Raw genomic sequence first — 18,808 nt, forward strand, 5'->3', positions numbered from 1 at the left:
TTTCGTTCGGTTGGTTCTATGCAGGTATAACCGCATGGACCGGTCTTTTCATGCGGAACCATAGACCTGCTAACGGCCAGTCATCTTTCGAAATCCGGTCGGCGATATTCCGACCGTGCGGGAAAAGACCCGGCTGAAATGATATGGGTCCGGATATCCGCATTTCTGACCAACCTCGAATATCGAAAGATCGGTCGCGGACAGAAGATACTTGGCCGCATTGATCCGCTCAAGTTTGAGCCACTCCATTGGGGATACCCCTTGGATTTTCTGAAACTTCCGGTGAAAATGTGACGCGCTGCACGCTGCGAGTGAAGCCATTTTGCGCACGTCCCATCGCTCGTTCAATTCGTTCTTCACCGCCGTCATGAGGAGATGGAATGGCGAGGATGACGGCTCTTCCAGAACTTCGTCGGTATTGGCCAGGATCTCGACCAGATGTGCCGCCAATAGTGCCGATATCGGTGCCTTGACACCACTGGTGTCTTTCAGATGTTGCAATACGTCCTCGAACACTCCACGCATCTTCACATTCGCCCGATGTACGGGATTTCGGCCACCGGTTATCCTTTCGAACAGCATATCCAGCCCGTAGCCGGACATGCCGAGCCAGATATGTTCCCAATGGTCGCTATCGGGATGGCAGGAATGTGCATATTTCTGTGAAGTGTCCAACCAAGTGACCGTAGCGGCACATGCATCCGTTGATCGGCCAGCCCATGTGATCCTGCCCTTTCCGGAGAGCGTCAGGATAAACGTGTGATGTTGATAGACCGCAGTGTGGGCAGGGCGCTCAGGCCCGGTTCGGCTGCGCCCTGCCGCAAGGATCTGATAGGGGAAAGGCTGATCCAGCGTACCGGGTGTGTAGTAGTGAATCTCACGGTAGCGATGGAATGCTGGCGGCTTCAGGGGGTCTGACATGTGATAGTAATATCCATTTCTTTGAGAGTTGGGAACATCCTTCCTGTCGCTCGCAGGTGATAGAAGCAATCTGACGCCACAACATCAACATCAAGCAGGGGAGATCAGGACATGCTGGATGAACAAGGCGATACGATCGACTTCCGGCCGCTTTCGGCCGAATTCGCCCAAGACCCGTATCCTACCTATGCCGCGATGCGAAAGCTCGACCGGCCTTATTTCTACGAGGGCGAAAAGACCTGGATGCTCACGCGGTTTGCCGATGTTCAGGAAGTCGCCCTGGACAAGTCGATGCTGCGGGTCGTCGACGAGAATTTGAGCGAAACCGAAAAACTGGCGCGCAAGACCCGGATGAACATGCACGACATGCCGCATCATGAAAGGTTTGTGCAAAACAGCCTGCTGGACAGCGAAGGCGATACCCATGCCCGTCTTCGCAAAGTGGTTTTCCGTGAATTTACCCCGGCAATAGTGGAGCGCCAGCGGGCTGCGGTGCAGGATATCGTCAACGCGTTGCTCGACAAGGTGTCCAATCAGTCCGAAATTGATTTCATCGCGGATTTTGCAGCCCATGTGCCGGGTCACATCATTGGTCGTGTCCTCGGTGTGCCGGCTGATGACAGTGCGCGGTTGCGCAAATGGTCGGAAGACATCGTATCGTTTTGGAATATCGGGCGGACGCAGGCCGGCAAGGATCTGGCAGAGAATGCAACACGAGAGTTCTACGAGTATCTGTCGACACTTCTGGACCAACGGGCAGTCAAACCTCAGGATGACCTGCTGACCCGGATGTTCGAGGCCAAGCAGGCCGGTGAACTGACCGAAGATGAGTTGGTCGCGCTTGCCATGCAGGTTCTGCGCGCAGGTCACGGATCAACCATCGATACGATCGGGTCCGGCATGCATGCGCTGCTTCAGTTTCCGGATCAGATGGCACGGCTCAGGGCTCAGCCCGAGTTGATGAAGACCGCGATCCAGGAAATGTTTCGCTATAATTCGCCGCTGCCATACTTCCACCGCTTCGCGACGCGGGATGTCACGGTCGGGGGCTACGACTACCCCGCCGGCACACGGTTCGGTCTGCTTTACGGGGCCGCAAATCGCGATCCGGCACAGTTTGATGATCCCGATGTCTTCGATGTCGGGCGCTCACCCAACCGACATATCTCGTTTGGGGGCGGTACGCATTTCTGTCTTGGCAACCACCTCGCGCGTCTGGACATGGACGTGATCTTCAACACCTTGTTCAAGCGCTACAGCGAGATCGAGCTTGTCGATGAGAACCCGGAATACAAGCGCGGATTGTCGGTGCGGGGACCAAAAACCCTCATGATCAAACTGAAGGAGGCCTAGAGCCTGATATGCCGTTGATTAAATTTGTCGAAGCAGATGGTAAAGAAACAGAAGCAGAGGTTTCCGTAGGCGGAACCGTCATGCAGGCTGCGATTGATGTCGGGGTGGCCGGGATCATAGCAGAGTGCGGAGGATCCTGTGCCTGCGGCACCTGCCATTGCTACATCGACGCCCCCTGGCGCGAAAAGCTGACACCGGCCAGGGATAACGAAGTGGGCATGCTTGAGTTCGTGATCGATCCCGCCACGGAAAGTCGTCTGAGTTGTCAGTTGACGGTCGACGAAAGCATGGACGGCATGATTGTCAGAGTGCCCGACACGCAAACTTGAAAATAACAAAATACCCAACAGGAGAGTACAATGAAGAGCACTTCCAAAACCGGTTTCACCCGCCGGGGCCTTTTGAAATCTGCCGGTGCGACCGCCGGCATGGCTTGCGCCGGAAATTTGTTCCAGATCTCGCCGGCACACGCGCAGGACAGTTTTGCCGTAACCTTGCAGCTTGGCTGGCTGGCCAGCAACGGAATCATCGGCGAAGTCGCCGCCGACAAACTGGGTTATTACGCGGACGAAGGGTTGACGTTAAAGGTAATGCCAGGTGGCCCGCAGATTGATGGTGTGGCGTCGGTGGCCAGTGGGCGCGCGAACCTGGGGTCCATCTCGTCCAGTCCGTCGCTCATGCTGGCGCGTTCCGCCGGGATACCGGTCAAATGTATCGCCGTTGGATATCAGCAGCATCCGTTCACCTACTTTTCTCTCAAAAGCAACCCGGTCAACAAGCCGGAAGATCTCATTGGCAAGAAGGTTGCGACCAATGGCTTGGCTCGGGTGCTGCTTCAGGCATTGCTGGCTGAAAACGGAATGTCCGAAGACGATATTGAGCTCTCGGTGATGGGGGCGGACATGACACCGCTGATGACCGGCCAGGTCGATGTCGTGACTGGGTGGAATACAAATACCAGCGCGCTTGAAATTCTGGGCGATCAACGGGTGGACATGACGTTGTGGGATGCAGGCGTCAAACTCTACGCCAACCCGTACTATGTGACGGATGAGACGCTTGCGAATTACCGGCCTCAGGTGGACGCCATGATCCGAGCCGGCTCAAAGGGCTGGGGCTGGGTCTATGACAACCGCGAAGAGGCCGTTGATTTTCTCGTTGAACGTTATCCGAACCTCGACCGGGACAATGAAATGGCAGCCGTGGACCTTGCAATGGATTATTCCTTTGACGAAAAAACCGCAGCAAACGGATGGGGCACGATGGACCCAGCCACATGGCAAAAGCAGATCGATATCTATTCGTCACTTAACCAATTCGCACAAGATCCACCGAAAGTAGACGACATCATGACGATGTCAGTACTTGAAACCACTGCCGAGGCCCGTCCCAAACTCGGCGGGTAGGTGTTGCAGGACGCTCATGGCACAAACGGTTCCTTGCCAGGTCAATTGGCACCCAACCGTGACTTTCCATGAGCGTCCACAATGGCAACCGTCTTGTTCCGGCTGTAATTCAATAAGGTCGGCACCTCGGGGCATTTCAAACGAAAGAAGGAGATGATGGGCGCGCGCCCGGTCTCGCGCGCCCATCCATGTCGTTATTCCGACAGCGTGAATGCAGCCGTGTAATTGCCCACATTGTCGGCTGTGATCAGCAGGCAGTCGAACAGTTGCTTTTCTGTGTCGACCATCGGCTCACCGTTCTTGATGTAGTGGTCAGCCTGGATCACCGCCTCGCGCGAAAAGACCGCGACGGGCTGGAGGACAGTATAGGCCATTTCACCGGCCTTGACCGCGTCCACCGCGTCGGGCGAGCCATCGAACCCGCCGACGATCATGCCTTCCAGCTTGCCAGCTTCCTTCAGCGCGGCAATCGCACCAAGCGCCATTTCATCGTTGCCCGAAATAACGGCATCGATTTCCGGGTTTGCCTGAATGATCGACTGCATCTTGTTGTAGCCTTGCGTGCGGTCCCAGTTGGCGACTTCCTCGGCCACTTTTTCAAGGTCCGGATACTGGCTCAGCACCGTCTCGTAGCCATTTGATCGCGTGGCCGCATTGTTGTCGGCCGGGTTGCCGAAGAACTCGACATATTTGGCCTCGTCACCCACGAGCGATTGAAACTGAACCGCACCAAGCGCCGCACCCTGGGCGTTGTTCGACACCAGCTGTGCGATTGCAATGCCGCTTTCGTTGATCTCGGCATTCACCAGGAAGACCGGGATGCCGGCCTCGGTGGCCTTGCGTACGACACCGACAGAACCGTCCGCATTGGCCGGGTCGAGGATGATCGCCTTGGCACCGTTGGTGATGGCAGCGTCGATGAGATTGGATTCAACGTTGGTGTCGCCCTTGTGCGCGGCCACGGTGGCGTCATATCCCAGTTCTTCGGCGGTGGCCTTCGCGACTTCGCCTTCGGTGAACCAGTAGGGGTTCGCCGGATCAGTCACGATGATAGAGATCAGGCCTTCGGCCCAGGCGGACCCTGCCATCAGGGGCAGAGCGGTTGCCGCGGCCAGAAGGGCGCGTTTGGTGAACTTGATCATTTTGATGTCTCCCATGGTATTTTGGTTGTTGCCGGTTGCCCGGCGGATCTTCGCGTCGGGTCTTTCCGCCCGAAACAGCGCGAAACTGGGTCGGGGTCAGCCCTTGCGGGTCTTGCCCCCGTATTGGATGGAATTGAGCATCACGGCGAGCACGATCACGGCACCCGTGAAAACGGTCTGCCAGTAGGACGAGACGCCGATGATGACGAGGCCGTCAGACAGAAAGCCGATGACAAAGGCACCCAGCAGCGTGCCGCGTACCGAGCCGCGCCCGCCCATCAACGATGCGCCGCCCACCACGACCGCTGCGATGGCGGTCAGTTCATAGGTGGTGCCTGCGGTCGGCCCGGCAGAGGTCAGCTGCGAGCTGAGCACAAGGCCCGCGATTGCCGCGCACATGCCCGACAGCACGTAGACGGCGATCTGCACCTTCTTGACCGGAACGCCGGACAATTCCGCTGCACGTTCATTGCCGCCCGACGAATAAAGCCAGCGGCCGAAGGCAGTTCGCGACAGCAGCAGCCCGGCGGCAATCGCCACCACGGCCAGCACAACCACCCCGATCGGCACTCCGCCAATGCGGTTGAAGCCCAGCCAGTCAAAGCCTGTATTGCCGAAACTGGGATCACCGGAAAGGTTGTTGAAGGTCAGCCCGTTGGTCATCAACAGGGCCACACCCCGCGCAACGTAAAGCGACCCGAGCGTCGCGACGAAGGCCGGCACCCGGAAGAACGCCACCAGCACGCCATTGACCGCGCCGACGAAAGCACCAAGCGCGAGGGTCAGGACCACGACGGCCCAGACCGGCGGATAGAGGATCACACCGCTCGCTTCCACCTCGATCCCTTGCATCAGGTACCCGGCAAACACTCCGGTCAGACCCAGCACCGAACCCACCGACAGGTCGATGCCGCCGTTCAGGATGACCAGCAACATGCCGACCGACAGAAGACCAAAGATCGCCACATGGTTGGCCATGATCAAAAAGTTCGACACCGTCGCGTAATTCGGTGACAGGAAGGAGAATACCGCGATAATCAGGATCAGAGCAAAGAATGCCCGGCCTTCCAGCAGGATTTGCACAATGCTGGCATTTTTTCCGAAAACGCTGGCGAACAACCCGCCGGAGCCATGTTTCTTGTTGGTGGTGACATCGGTCATGTCGAGGATCTCCGTTTCAGTGCTGCGCCGCGTCGGGCTTGTCCATGTCGACAATGGCCCGAGCAGTGTGTTCGTCTGTGATCAGGCCGCTCAATAGCCCGCTTTCCAGAACCGCCTTGATCGCATGGATCTTGACGGCTCCCCCTGCGACAGCGACGATCCGACGGCCTTTCAATTTATCCAGCGGCTGCGTCAGGATGCGATCGCTGATGTCCTGCCCCACCGATTTACCGCGCTCGTCGAAGAAATGGCCCAGCATCTCGCCAACGCCCCCGGCGCGGTAGATTTCCACCATTTCTTCCTGCTCGATCATGCCGGTGGCAACCAGTTCGGCCTCCGGGGCCGTGGTGCCGATACCGACGATCATCAGATCCGCCCGACTTGTCAGATCTATCGCCTTCTGCGCCGCCTTCTGGCCCAGAAGAACATTCCGGTCGGCGGTGGAGTTTGCGATGAACGGCACCGGCATCGACGCCGGTTCCGCGCCGGTCAGTTCCGCCAGTTTCGCCACAATGGCATGGGGGTTCAGATCCGCGCCGGTGGTCAGCGCCCCCATCAGCGAAACGACCTTCAGGCCGGGGGCCGGTTTCCCATCCAGGTTTTCGACACAGGCTATGAGCGTCCGACCATGACCCGCGCCGATTATCTTGTCGCGCCCATCTAAAATTTCTGCCGACAGAAATTTGCCGCCGGCGATGCCAAGCGCCCGAAGCGCCAGATCGTCCTGGTGCAGATCTGTCACCACCTCGCAATGATCCAGTCCGAAAGACGCGATCAGGCTTTGTCGCAGATCGACCTCGCCCGAGGCCGCCATGATCTGTTCCTTGGTGGCGTCGGGGCCGAAAGTGGCCGAGATTTTGCCCTTGTGCATGACGATGATGCGGTGGGCGATGGACAGACATTCGCTGACTTCGGACGTCGAATAGACCACCGCGAGACCCTGCTGCGCACCCTTGGCCAAAAGACCGAACACCTCCGCCTTTGCGCCGATGTCGATGCCGCGCGACGGTTCGTCCAAAAGCACCACCGAAGGCTTGGTCGCCAGCATTTTTCCGATCACCACCTTCTGCTGGTTGCCCCCTGAAAGCGACCCGATGGCCGCCCCGCCGCCGTCGGTCTTGATCGTGACCTCGCGGATCGAACGGTCGATGATCGCCTGTTCATCGGCTTTCGAGGTGAACAGCCGCCGGGTAAAGGCCCCGATGGAGGCCAGAGACAGATTCTGACCGACGGTCATGGTCTGCACCAGCCCGTCGCGCTGACGGTCTTCGGGCGTAAGGACGAGCCCCGCGTCTATCCTCTGTGCGATGGTCATACCGGCGATGTCGCGGCCATGCAGGGCCACCTTGCCGTCGGAGGAGGACAGACGCCCTGCAATGCATTCCATCAATTCGGTACGGCCCGCCCCCATCAAACCGTAGATGCAGACGATTTCGCCCTGACGTACATCCAGCGACAGCCGATCAACGACCGAATAGCCCGAACCGCCCGGAGCGGGCACCGTGAGATCCTGAACCGATAGCGCCACGTCGCCAAAGGTCGTGTCGGGCGGCGACCCAAGGTCGAAATTCTCGCCGACCATGTTGCGCACGATCCATTCCAGGTCGATGTCGGCGCGCGGCGCATAGGCTGTCATCACCCCGTCACGCAGCACGACCGCGTGGTCGGTGATGGTCAGGGCCTCTTCCAGATGGTGCGAGATATAGACGATGGAGACCCCGCGTTCCGTCAGGTCGTGGATCACCTTGAACAGCACGTCGACTTCCGATGCGGACAGTGCCGATGTTGGCTCGTCCATGATCAGAATGCGGGAATTTACCGAAAGCGCGCGGGCGATCTCGACAATCTGCTGCTGGCCAAGGCGCAGCTCCTCGACCGGCGTCAGCGGGTCGATGTCTTCCTCCAGCTCTTCCATCAGCGCGCGGCACTGGCGTTCTTCTTCGGCGAAATTCACGCCGCGCGGTCCCATGATCTCGCGGCCCATGAAGATGTTGTCCCGCACGTTCATGTTGGGTGCCAGCGACAGTTCCTGGTGAATGATCGAAATGCCCAGTTCGCGCGCCTCGACGGTGGATTTGATCTCGACGGGATTGCCATCAAGAAGCAACTCACCGGATGTCGGTAATTGCACGCCCGAGAGAATTTTCATCAATGTCGACTTGCCCGCGCCATTCTCCCCGAACAGCGTGGTGACCTGTCCGTGCCGCACATCGAAATTCACGCCCTTCAAAGCGTGAACAGCCCCAAAGCTCTTGGTGACATCCCGCGCGGCCAGAACCACATCGGCTGTTTCCGGCGCGCGCGTCAAGGTTTCGTCATGGACCGAGGTTTTCATCACTGCACCTCGAAAGCCACCGGGGTGACCAGCCAGTTTTTCGGGTTGATCATGGTAAAGGCACCGGTGACGGTGATGGTCTTGCCACTTAACGACTCACGGTCAATATCTGCCAGAATTTCTGCGGCCATGGCGCGGTTGATGCCTGCGCCGGCATCTTGGTATTCAATCTGGTTCTTGAAAGCGCCAAATTCGATGTCCCCGGTGACGTCGCGCAATTCCGTGCCGTTGATTGCCGGACCGGTCTGAACCCGCAGGCCGAAACCTTCGGGCAAGCCTTCGACGTCAACCGTGAAGATGCCGGATTTGCCATCCGCGACGGTGCCGGTGAATGTCACCGGCATCACCGGGAAAGCCCCGGCCATCGTGCCATAGGCGGCGATGGCGGCGTTTTTGTCAGCCACCAGTTCTTCGGCCAGCCGTGCCGCATCGGGCGCTTTATCAGTCACATGGTCGCGGATGCGGGGAAACTCCCGCGTGCCGAAACTGTCGGGATTGAAGGCTTGCTGGCGCAGATCCTCGTCGCCGCCTATCGTGACCACCTTGGTGTCAAAGGCGATCGCGCCCAAAAGTACAGCCGCCGCGATAGCTGTGATTGCCTTGCGTCGCGTCGCCTTGGATGCGCTGGCAGATACGGTGCCGGTTTTTGCCATTGCGGACGTGCCCCCTTGCTGTCCGACCCAGAAAGCCGGGCCGCGTGATTCTGCGTCAGAAACCTCTGGCGCCGTCATTGAATGGAAATGCCCACCTTTCGATGTTGGGCTTCTCCTCCACCGTCACTGATCCAAAGGACTCCTCAATCCTGCGTATGGATTAGCGACTCGCCGCACCCTTTGTGCGACTAGTTAACCAGACCATAGTAGAAAAAAATTACTCTGTCTGTAAAAAATTTCACACGGCGCAATTTATTTGTGATACATCCAGTTTAACCAAGCGCAGTGAGGTTCGACTTTCAAGGACATTGAGACGTCTTCGAAAAACACCGCTGAAACGTGGGATAAACAAGGGCGTCGCGTAGGGAAGACCGCGGTGACAAACCCCTGCAAGGAGACAGCAAATGGCCGATTCGTCCGATCTGATCATCGGCGTGGATGCAGGAACATCCGTCATCAAGGCGGTGGCGTTCGACCTGAAGGGTCAGCAGTTGGCGTCTGCCTCGGTGCGCAATTGCTATGTCATGGGTGCCGACGGATCGGCCACCCAATCGCTGCCTCAGACCTGGGCCGATTGCGTCGCCGCCCTGCGCGGTTTGGGCGAAAAGGTCGGTCGGCTTTCCGAACGTACCGTTGCCGTGGCGCTGACGGGTCAAGGCGATGGGACATGGCTCGTCGACAAATCCAACGAGGCCGTCGGCGATGCTTGGCTCTGGCTTGATGCGCGGGCGGCCCCGACGGTACGGCGGCTGTCCTCGGGCGAAGCGAACCGTGCGCGGTTCGAGGCGACGGGCACCGGGTTGAACACATGCCAGCAAGGCAGTCAGATGGCGCATATGGCTGCCACTTGCCCTGAATTGCTGGATCGTGCGGATGTGGCGCTGCATTGCAAGGACTGGCTGTTTCTGAATCTGACCGGAGTTCGGGCAACCGACCCCTCCGAGGCGAGCTTCACCTTTGGTGACTTCCGGAGCCGGCGATACAGCGACACCGTGATCGCGGCGCTGGGGTTGGAAAATCACCGGCGCCTGCTGCCCGAGATTATCGACGGTGCGCAGGAGACACGGGCCTTGACCGCCCAAGCTGCGACGCAAACCGGCCTTCGTGCAGGCACGCCGGTTTCCTTGGGCTATGTCGACATGGTGATGACGGCGCTTGGCGCGGGCGTGCATACCGGCGACGCAGGCGCGGCCTGTTCCACGGTGGGGTCGACCGGCGTACATATGCGGGCGGTCAGATCCGACGAGGTACATCTCAATGCCGAGGGGACGGGATATGTCATCTGCCTGCCCATCCCTGACCTTGTCACGCAGGTGCAGACCAACATGGCAGCGACGCTTAATATCGACTGGGCGCTGGCGCTGGCCGAAGATTTGATGGCAGAGGTCGGCAGCGCGCCCACCCATGCCCAGATGGTTGCCAAAATCGACGGCTGGATGGCGCGGTCGCGCCCCGGCGCGCTGATTTACCATCCCTATATCTCGGAAGCGGGCGAACGCGGACCTTTCGTCAATGCCGATGCGCGGGCCAGTCTTGTCGGATTGAACGCAGCGCATCGCTTCCCCGACGTGATTCGTGCGGTGATCGAAGGGCTGGGGATGGCCGCGCGTGATTGCTACACCGCCATGGGCGATATGCCCCGCGAATTGCGCCTGACCGGCGGGGCGGCACGATCCGATGCCTTGCGGAAGGTTCTGGCGGCATCGCTCAATACGCCGGTTCGGGTGTCGTCGCGTGATGAGGCGGGGGCCGCGGGCTGCGCGATGATGGCCGCTGTCGCGATCGGTGCCTACGACACGATGGACGCCTGCATTGCAGACTGGACAACGCCGCTTTTGGGAGAACCGGAGGCACCCGACCCGGATCTGGTGCCAGTCTACGACGCCCTTTTTACCAATTATAGACATGCGCGCGAAAGCCTTGCCCCCGTCTGGGACGGGCTGGCGGCGGGGCGTGCCTCGCAAGGAGCCTGAGAGATGACAGATATTCAGAAAGTCGACCTGTTCGTGATTGGCGGCGGTATTAACGGTGCCGGGATCGCCCGCGATGCAGCCGGGCGGGGGCTGAGCGTTGTTCTTTGCGAAAAGGACGATCTGGCCGAGGGCACCTCTTCGCGCTCGGGCAAGCTGGTGCATGGGGGCCTGCGCTATCTGGAATATTACGAGTTCCGCTTGGTCCGCGAGGCGCTGATCGAACGCGAGGTGCTGATGAAGAACGCGCCGCATATCATCTGGCCGATGCGCTTTGTTCTGCCGCATTCGCCGCAGGACCGTCCGGCCTGGCTGGTGCGTCTTGGCCTGTTTCTTTACGACCACTTGGGCGGGCGCAGGAAATTGCCGGGCACCCGCATGTTGAACCTGCACCGCGATCCGGAAGGCGCGGCCATCAAGGACCAATACAAACGGGGTTTCGAATATTCCGACTGCTGGGTGGATGATGCGCGACTTGTCGTGCTGAACGCCGTGGATGCGGCCGAACGCGGCGCGACCGTGCTCACCCGCTCGCCATGCGTTTCGGCGCGGCGCGACGGCAATATCTGGCGGGTGACAACAGAAAGCACCGTGACCGGCGAGACCCGCGAATTCGAGGCCAGACTACTGGTCAACGCCGCCGGCCCCTGGGTAACGGACGTGGTCAACCGCGTGGCAGGCTCCAACAGCGCGCGCAACGTGCGACTGGTCAAAGGCAGCCACATCATCGTGCCGAAATTCTGGAAGGGCGAGAATGCCTATCTGGTACAGAACCACGACAAGCGCGTGATCTTCATCAATCCCTACGAACGCGACAAGGCGCTGATCGGCACCACCGACATCGCCTATGAAGGCCGCGCCGAAGACGTGACCGCCGACGAGATGGAGGTGCAATACCTGATTGACGCGGTGAACAAATACTTCAAGGAACAGTTGACCCGCGAAGACGTGCTGACCACCTTTTCGGGTGTGCGGCCACTCTTCGACGACGGGCAGGGCAACCCGTCGGCTGTGACTCGCGATTATGTCTTCGACATCGACGAAACGGGCGGCGTGCCGCTGTTGAACATCTTCGGTGGAAAGATCACTACCTTCCGCGAACTGGCTGAACGCGGCTTGCACAAGATCCAGAAGTTTTTTCCCCGGATGGGTGCCGACTGGACCGAAGATGCGCCTCTGCCCGGCGGCGATATGGACGCGGCCGATTATGGGGAATTCCGCAACCGGATGAAGCAGGACTACCCCTGGATGCCGCGCGATCTTCGGCGGCATTACGGGCGGCTTTACGGCACCCGGATTGCGCAGATCGTTGACGGTGCAAGCTCGCTTGACGGATTGGGGCGGTATTTCGGCGGCACCCTTTATGAAGCGGAAGTGGCCTATCTTGAAAGCCATGAATGGGCACAGACCGCTGAGGATATTCTTTGGCGCCGAACCAAGCATCGGTTGCATCTTACCGATGCCGAACAGGCCGCATTTACCAAATGGTTCGAAGACAAGCGGGAGGCCGCGTAATGGCGCTGACGCTGTCGCTCAACACCAATCCGCTGGTCAATCGATTTGCTGAACCCGATGACCTGATCGACGCCATCGCCCGCGATATCCGCATTCGCGACATCCAGTTGACCCATGAATTCATCAACCCGTCCTGGCCCGCCCCGGTGATCCGTCGTCTGACCCGAGATATGGGCGCGGCCCTGACGCGCACCGGCGCGCGGGTTACGTCGGGCATGACAGGGCCGTACGGACGGCTCAATCATTTCGGTCATCCTGACCGGGACGTGCGGCGCTATTACGTCGATTGGTTCAAGACCTTCGCGGATATCATCGGCGATCTCGGCGGCACGTCGATCGGCACGCAATTCGCGATCTTCACCTATCGGGACTTTGATGATCCCACCCGCCGCGAGGAATTGCTTCAAATTGCCATCGACTGCTGGTCCGAGGTGGCGGAGCACGCAAAACGCGCCGGGCTAACTAATGTCTTCTGGGAGCCGATGTCGGTGGGACGCGAATTTGGCCACACTATTGCGGAATGCATGAAGCTTCAGGACCGTCTGACTGCTGCGGACATGGCGGTGCCGATGTGGATGATGGCCGACATTGATCACGGCGACGTCACGTCGCCTGATCCCGACGATACCGATCCTTATGCTTGGGCCCGCGCCGTACCCAGGGTTTCGCCGATCATTCACATCAAGCAATCCATGATGGATAAATCGGGCCACCGCCCGTTCACGGCCCAGTTCAACGCAAAGGGGGCAATCCAGCCGGAGCCTTTGTTGAAGACCCTCACCGAGGGTGGGGCAGGGGACAATGAAATCTGCTTGGAATTGTCGTTCAAGGAACGCGAACCAAATGACCGGCAGGTGATCCCGCAAATCGTCGAAAGTGTGGCCTTTTGGGCACCGCATATCGACAGTGGGGTCGATGATCTGAATGTCTGAAACGGCGCGCATGACAGACACTTGCCTTTTCCGGAAATTGCCGTCATGTGAGGCGCGTTCTCAGGGCGGGGTGAAATTCCCCACCGGCGGTGACAGCCCGCGAGCGCTTTTCGATGAATGTCGAAAAGGACAAGCAGACACCGGTGGAATTCCGGGGCCGACGGTCAAAGTCCGGATGGAAGAGAACCAGCCGTCTGGCACCCTGTGCCCGGACGGTTGGAATCGCCTTGGGACCACTTTTGAACAGCAAAGGATGGTTCCATGACTGAAAAGACCAAAATCGCCTTCATCAAAGCCAGGTGGCACGCCGAGATCGTGGATCAGGCGCTGACGGGTTTCGAAAAACGCCTCGCCGAGACAGGCAAGGCGGTAGAGATTGTCGCCTTCGATGTGCCGGGTGCCTTCGAGATGCCCCTGCTCGCGCAGAAGCTGGGCCAAAGCGGCAAATACGACGCCATCGTCTGTGCGGCCCTGGTTGTCGATGGCGGCATCTATCGCCATGATTTCGTCGCGCAAGCGGTTGTGGACGGGCTGATGCGCGCGCAGTTGGACACCGGCGTGCCGACCTTTTCGGTCTCATTGACGCCGCATCATTTCCAACCGACGCCAGAACATATCGGATTTTTCCGTGAGCATTTCGTCAGCAAGGGCGAAGAGGCTGCGGATGCGGTATTGATGATCTCGGCGTTGGAGTTCTAAGCAATGAACCTGTCTGCCTTCCGCTTTGCCACTGCTGCCGAAATTCGCTTTGGCCGTGGCGAAGCGCGGCGGGCGGTGCCGGATCTGGCGCGCCTCGGGCGGGCTGTCTTGTTGGTGCATGGCGCTTCGGCAGCGCGTGCCGACTGGCTGCGCGATGCCTTGACCGGCGAAGGCTGCGCAGTGACGAATTTCGCGGTCTCGGCCGAACCGGATATTGCGCTGATCACGGCGGGCGTTCTCGCCGCGCGCGAGGCCAACGCACGGGCCGTCATCGCCATTGGCGGTGGTGCGGCGATCGACGCGGCCAAGGCCATATCCGCGCTTGTTCCTGCGACGAGGCCGATCCACGATCATCTGGAGGTGGTCGGCAAGGGTCTGCCGCTGGATCTGGACCCCCTGCCATTCGCCGCGCTGCCCAGCACCGCCGGGACCGGGGCGGAAGTCACGCGAAACGCCGTGATCGCGGTGCCCGAGGCCCGACGCAAGGTGTCCCTGCGGGATGCACGCATGTTGCCGCGTTTGGCGGTTGTGGACCCGTCCCTGACTGATGGCTGCCCGCGCGCCGTGACGCTGGCGTCAGGTCTTGATGCCCTCACGCAAGTGATCGAGCCGTATTTGTGTACGCAGGCCAATGCGGTGACAGATGCGCTGTGTCTTTCTGCGATAGAAAACGGATTGCCCGCGCTGATGACCTTGATGGAATGCGAGGATGGGCGCGCGCGCGACGCCATGGCTTGGACCAGCCTGTGCGGCGGCTTGGCGCTGGCCAATGCGGGCTTGGGTGTTGTGCACGGGCTGGCCGGACCGCTGGGCGGGCTGTCGGGCGCGTCTCATGGTGCGATTTGCGGTGCCTTGTTGCCGCACGGGCTGGCCGCGAACGCCGCCCGGGCCACGGGCGACACCGCTCGCCGTATCGACAGGGTAAAACACTGTTTGGCGAACGCGCTGTCGACGAGCCCGGACAACGCCTTTTCATCGCTGGCCGAGTGGTCGCGACACGCCGGGCTGCCGAGGTTGGATGCGCAAGGCGTCACCGCAGAACATCGCGCAACGGCGGCCCGGATGGCGGCCAGTTCGTCGTCGATGAAAGCCAACCCGGTGCCGCTGGATCCGGCGGCACTGGCGGAGATAATGGACAAAGCGCGCTAGGCGCTGACCAACGGAGGATGTGACATGGCCAAGGACCGCAACTCGGGGGACGCCGAGCATTCCTTGGCGATCCGTGCCGCATGGCTTTATTATGTCGGCGGCTTGCGCCAGGCCGAGGTTGCCAAACGGATTGGCGTTCCGTCGGTCAAGGCTCATCGGCTGATCGCTCGGGTTGTGGCAGAGGGTGCCGTCAAGGTTTCGATCGAGGGCGATATCATTGAGTGCATCGAGCTGGAACAGGCGCTCTGCATTCGCTACGGGCTGGAAAACTGCGAAGTCGCCCCGGACCTGGAAGAAGAGGGGATACCGTTCCGGGCGCTCGGTCTGGCCGGTGCGTCCCGGCTCAGGCGTTGGATGGAAAGCGGCGAGGAACTGACCATCGGCATCGGCCATGGCCGTACCCTGGCCGATGCCGTCCGCGTAATGCCCCATTTCGGTACTGCGGGTCTCAGCTTTGTTTCGCTGCTGGGCGGGCTGACCCGCAACTTTGCCGCCAACCCGCATGATGTGATGCACCTTCTGGCAGAGAAAACCGGCGCGCGCGCCTATGTCATGCCGGTTCCGTTCTTTGCGAATACGGCCGAGGATCGTGAGGTTCTGCTTTCGCAACGCGGCGTGGCGGAGGTGTTCCAGATGGCCGAGACGGCCCCGCTGAAGATCGTCGGCATCGGCACGGTTGGGGCGGAAACCCAGCTTGTGACCTCGGGCATGATCGAACCTGCCGAGATCGAGGAAATTGCCGGCGCTGGCGGGGTTGGCGAGTTGCTGGGGCATTTCTTTGACGCGGACGGCAATGCGCTGGAAACGCCGTTGACCCTGCGGACGCTCTCTGTCTCTCTCGATGGCACGCGCGACGACAGGATCATTGCGCTGGCAGGCGGGCCCGAGAAGATCGCACCAATCCGCGCCGTGCTGAAAAGCGGGCGCCTGTCGGGGTTGATTACGGACGAACGCACGGCGCGCGCGCTCCTGGACGAGGTTTCGACCAAGCCCCGCTGACGGGGCCTGGCCAAGCCACTGTCAAAGGATCGACTGCCCGGTTGCGGCCCAATCCTTGGCAAACTGGTCCAGCCCCTTGTCGGTCAGCGTATGATTGGCCAGCCCCTTGATCACCGAGGCCGGGATCGTGGCCACATCCGCGCCCGCGATCGCCGCATCCTTGACGTGATTGGCCGACCGGATCGACGCCGCAAGAATCTGCGTCTCGAACCCGTAATTGTCATAGATTTCGCGGATTTCGTGGATCAGGGTCATGCCGTCGATGTTCAGATCGTCAAGCCGCCCGACGAAGGGTGAAATATAGGTCGCACCCGCCTTTGCGGCCAGGAGCGCCTGATTGGCGGCAAAACACAGGGTCACATTTGTCTTGATGCCTTTGGCGGTGAAGTGGCGGCAGGCTTTCAGCCCGTCCAGTGTCAGCGGCAGTTTGATCACCACATTGTCGGCGATCTGTGCCAGATGCTCGCCCTCGGCGACCATGCCGTCGTAATCCATCGCGGCCACCTCGGCAGAGACCGGCCCGTCGACCACCTCGCAGATTTCGGCGATGACTTCCTTGAAATTCCGGCCCGACTTGGCGATCAGCGACGGATTCGTGGTGACACCGTCGAGCAGACCATAATCGTTCAGTTCCTTGATCTCCGCGATGATGGCGGTGTCGACAAAAAATTTCATTCCATTTCTCCTTGGTTCCGTTTCAGTAAGTCGATGTCATTTCAGGCCATGTCCGGTGCTTTGGCGCGGCCGCACGATCGGGATGCGTGCAAGGGTGCCGTCCTCCTGTGTCGGATTTTCCGACCAGATAGTCTGTGTGAGGCGTGTTTCGTCATCACCGATCCAATGCGCCAGATGCAGCCCCTTTATGGCCTTGTCGGGGCGGCGGATCCTTGGACATGGTGTCCTTCTGCGTTGGCGGTTGGATAGCGCAATCCCAAAAATATCACAATACAAAATCACAAAATAACGTTATTGACGATATTTGTGTGGCGTGCAATGTTATGAAAAGGAGGGGTCAGCTTGAAACGTGACGACCGACAACAGGCAATTATGGATCTGCTGGTGACAGAAGGCGAAGTCGATCTGGACGCGCTTTCCGACCGCTTTGCCGTTTCCCGCATGACCATTCATCGCGATCTTGACGATCTTGAAGGCGCAGGTCTTCTGCGCAAGATCAGGGGCGGTGCCACGATCCGATCCGGCACTCAATTCGAAAGCGATTTCCGGTTTCGCGAACGTCAGGACGGTCCTGCCAAGATGGCGATGGCCGAGGCGGCACTTCGACTGATAGAGCCGGGAATGAGCGTGATGATCAACGATGGCTCCATGGCCGCGATTCTCGGACAGATGCTCGTGGTCAAGCGCCCATTGACGGTGATTACCAACAACGCCGCGGTGATCGACGCCCTGAAGACCGAGCCGGGGATCAGTCTGATCGCGCTCGGTGGCGTCTATTCGGCCAAGTTCAATGCGTATTTCGGCAAGGTTACCGAAGATGCGCTTGCCGGACTGCGTGCCGATATCGCTTTCATCTCGACCCCGGCAACCTCCGGGATGGAAGTGTTTCATATGGATGAGACGGTGGTGCGGGCCAAGCGCGCCATGATGGATCAGGGTGCATCATGTGCGCTGCTGGTCAATCACACGCGCTTTGGACGGGCCGCATTGCATCGTCTGGCAATGTTGTCAGAGTTCGATCACATTATTACCGATACAGCCCCCGCCACCGAAACCTGCGCCGCATTGCGTGACGCCGGTTTGACCCTGACACTGTCCGATACCCCGGACGAACAAGAGGCCCTCGGATGACCCAATCCCGATACTGGATCGGCACCAGCTGGAAAATGAACAAGACGCTTGCCGAAGCGCAGGAGTTTGCCAAGGCTCTGGCCGCGGCTGACGGCACGCGCGATCCCCGCATCCAGCGTTTCGTGATCCCGCCCTTCACCGCGGTCCGTGAGGTCGCACAGATCCTGGCCGGAAGCTCTGCGAAGGTCGGCGCCCAGAATATGCACTGGGCCGATCAGGGCGCGTGGACCGGCGAGGTGTCGCCGGTGATGCTGAAAGATTGCGGGCTGGATATTGTCGAACTGGGCCATTCCGAGCGCCGGGAACATTTCGGCGAAACCGATGACACTGTCGGGCTGAAGGTCGAAGCCGCCATACGTCATGGGTTGACCCCGCTGATCTGCATTGGCGAAACTCTGGAAGACCGCGAAGGCGACCGGGCGCAACAGGTTCTGGAGACCCAGGTGCGCGGGGCTTTGGCTCGGCTGAGCCACGACCAGAAGAACGCCGAGATTCTGCTGGCCTATGAACCGGTCTGGGCGATTGGTGAAAACGGCATCCCCGCGACCGCCGAGTATGCCGATGCGCGCCAGGCCGAAATCATTGCCGTGGCCAAGGACGTGCTGGGCCGCCAAGTGGCCTGTCTCTATGGCGGCTCGGTCAACCCCGAGAATTGCGAAGACCTTATCCAATGCCCACATATTGACGGGCTGTTCATCGGGCGGTCCGCCTGGAATGTCGAAGGTTACCTCGACATTCTGCGCCGATGCGCCGCCACATTCTGACCT

General features: G+C 59.9%; 17 protein-coding genes and 1 riboswitch. Of the genes, 11 read left to right on the plus strand and 6 right to left on the minus strand.

Features of this window, described 5'->3' with window-relative positions:
* Positions 1-69: 69 nt before the first annotated feature.
* Positions 70-921, minus strand: a complete 852-nt coding sequence (locus B8991_RS11225) for an AraC family transcriptional regulator (protein WP_084353087.1) — start codon at positions 919-921, stop codon at positions 70-72.
* Positions 922-1,032: 111 nt separating this feature from the next.
* Here B8991_RS11225 and B8991_RS11230 point away from each other — a divergent pair, with 111 nt between their 5' ends.
* Genes B8991_RS11230 through B8991_RS11240 form a run of 3 tightly spaced genes read left to right on the plus strand, consistent with a single transcriptional unit; the run spans position 1,033 to position 3,680 of the window.
* The gene (locus B8991_RS11230) at positions 1,033-2,274 is read left to right on the plus strand and encodes a cytochrome P450 (protein WP_084353088.1); all 1,242 of its coding nucleotides are present in this window, start codon (positions 1,033-1,035) and stop codon (positions 2,272-2,274) included.
* A gap of 14 nt (positions 2,275-2,288) precedes the next feature.
* The gene (locus tag B8991_RS11235; RefSeq protein WP_412780774.1) at positions 2,289-2,603 is read left to right on the plus strand and encodes a 2Fe-2S iron-sulfur cluster-binding protein; all 315 of its coding nucleotides are present in this window, start codon (positions 2,289-2,291) and stop codon (positions 2,601-2,603) included.
* A gap of 30 nt (positions 2,604-2,633) precedes the next feature.
* Positions 2,634-3,680, plus strand: coding sequence for an ABC transporter substrate-binding protein (locus tag B8991_RS11240; RefSeq protein WP_084353090.1), 1,047 nt, complete (start codon positions 2,634-2,636; stop codon positions 3,678-3,680).
* Between the two features lie 194 nt (positions 3,681-3,874).
* Here B8991_RS11240 and B8991_RS11245 read toward each other — a convergent pair whose 3' ends face one another.
* From B8991_RS11245 to B8991_RS11260, 4 genes are all read right to left on the minus strand, one after another.
* Positions 3,875-4,837 carry a D-ribose ABC transporter substrate-binding protein gene (locus B8991_RS11245; protein ID WP_235866608.1) on the minus strand — a complete coding sequence of 321 codons (963 nt, stop codon included), beginning with the start codon at positions 4,835-4,837 and terminating at the stop codon, positions 3,875-3,877.
* Positions 4,838-4,918: 81 nt separating this feature from the next.
* Positions 4,919-5,983 (minus strand): ABC transporter permease, encoded by a 1,065-nt coding sequence (locus tag B8991_RS11250; protein ID WP_084353091.1) that lies wholly within the window; start codon positions 5,981-5,983, stop codon positions 4,919-4,921.
* Between the two features lie 16 nt (positions 5,984-5,999).
* Positions 6,000-8,318 (minus strand): sugar-binding domain-containing protein, encoded by a 2,319-nt coding sequence (locus tag B8991_RS11255; protein ID WP_084353172.1) that lies wholly within the window; start codon positions 8,316-8,318, stop codon positions 6,000-6,002.
* Positions 8,318-8,971 (minus strand): DUF2291 family protein, encoded by a 654-nt coding sequence (locus B8991_RS11260; RefSeq protein WP_084353173.1) that lies wholly within the window; start codon positions 8,969-8,971, stop codon positions 8,318-8,320. Before B8991_RS11260 ends, B8991_RS11255 begins: the two co-directional genes overlap by 1 nt.
* A gap of 404 nt (positions 8,972-9,375) precedes the next feature.
* Here B8991_RS11260 and B8991_RS11265 point away from each other — a divergent pair, with 404 nt between their 5' ends.
* From B8991_RS11265 to B8991_RS11290, 6 genes are all read left to right on the plus strand, one after another.
* On the plus strand, positions 9,376-10,944 hold the full coding sequence (locus B8991_RS11265) for an FGGY-family carbohydrate kinase (RefSeq protein WP_084353092.1): 1,569 nt from the start codon (positions 9,376-9,378) through the stop codon (positions 10,942-10,944).
* A 3-nt stretch (positions 10,945-10,947) separates the two neighbouring features.
* Positions 10,948-12,456 (plus strand): glycerol-3-phosphate dehydrogenase, encoded by a 1,509-nt coding sequence (locus tag B8991_RS11270; RefSeq protein ID WP_084353093.1) that lies wholly within the window; start codon positions 10,948-10,950, stop codon positions 12,454-12,456.
* On the plus strand, positions 12,456-13,388 hold the full coding sequence (locus B8991_RS11275; RefSeq protein ID WP_084353094.1) for a sugar phosphate isomerase/epimerase family protein: 933 nt from the start codon (positions 12,456-12,458) through the stop codon (positions 13,386-13,388). The genes B8991_RS11270 and B8991_RS11275 overlap by 1 nt, the downstream gene beginning before the upstream one ends.
* Positions 13,389-13,440: 52 nt before the next feature.
* Positions 13,441-13,579: riboswitch (FMN riboswitch) on the plus strand.
* A 70-nt stretch (positions 13,580-13,649) separates the two neighbouring features.
* Positions 13,650-14,087, plus strand: coding sequence for a 6,7-dimethyl-8-ribityllumazine synthase (locus B8991_RS11280; protein ID WP_084353095.1), 438 nt, complete (start codon positions 13,650-13,652; stop codon positions 14,085-14,087).
* A gap of 9 nt (positions 14,088-14,096) precedes the next feature.
* Entirely contained in the window at positions 14,097-15,236 is a 1,140-nt protein-coding gene (locus B8991_RS11285; protein ID WP_412780789.1) for an iron-containing alcohol dehydrogenase, read from the plus strand.
* A 24-nt stretch (positions 15,237-15,260) separates the two neighbouring features.
* On the plus strand, positions 15,261-16,235 hold the full coding sequence (locus tag B8991_RS11290; RefSeq protein WP_084353097.1) for a sugar-binding transcriptional regulator: 975 nt from the start codon (positions 15,261-15,263) through the stop codon (positions 16,233-16,235).
* Between the two features lie 21 nt (positions 16,236-16,256).
* On the opposite strand, the gene fsa is transcribed toward B8991_RS11290, so the two are convergent.
* Positions 16,257-16,910 (minus strand): fructose-6-phosphate aldolase, encoded by a 654-nt coding sequence (gene fsa, locus B8991_RS11295; RefSeq protein WP_084353098.1) that lies wholly within the window; start codon positions 16,908-16,910, stop codon positions 16,257-16,259.
* A gap of 342 nt (positions 16,911-17,252) precedes the next feature.
* On the opposite strand from fsa, the gene B8991_RS11305 reads away from it, so the two are divergent.
* Positions 17,253-18,041, plus strand: a complete 789-nt coding sequence (locus tag B8991_RS11305; RefSeq protein ID WP_084353100.1) for a DeoR/GlpR family DNA-binding transcription regulator — start codon at positions 17,253-17,255, stop codon at positions 18,039-18,041.
* Entirely contained in the window at positions 18,038-18,805 is a 768-nt protein-coding gene (locus B8991_RS11310) for a triose-phosphate isomerase (RefSeq protein ID WP_084353101.1), read from the plus strand. Before B8991_RS11305 ends, B8991_RS11310 begins: the two co-directional genes overlap by 4 nt.
* The last annotated feature ends 3 nt before the right edge of the window (positions 18,806-18,808 follow it).

It is taken from the genome of Primorskyibacter flagellatus (genome assembly GCF_900176485.1).
In the GTDB taxonomy this organism is placed as follows: domain Bacteria; phylum Pseudomonadota; class Alphaproteobacteria; order Rhodobacterales; family Rhodobacteraceae; genus Primorskyibacter; species Primorskyibacter flagellatus.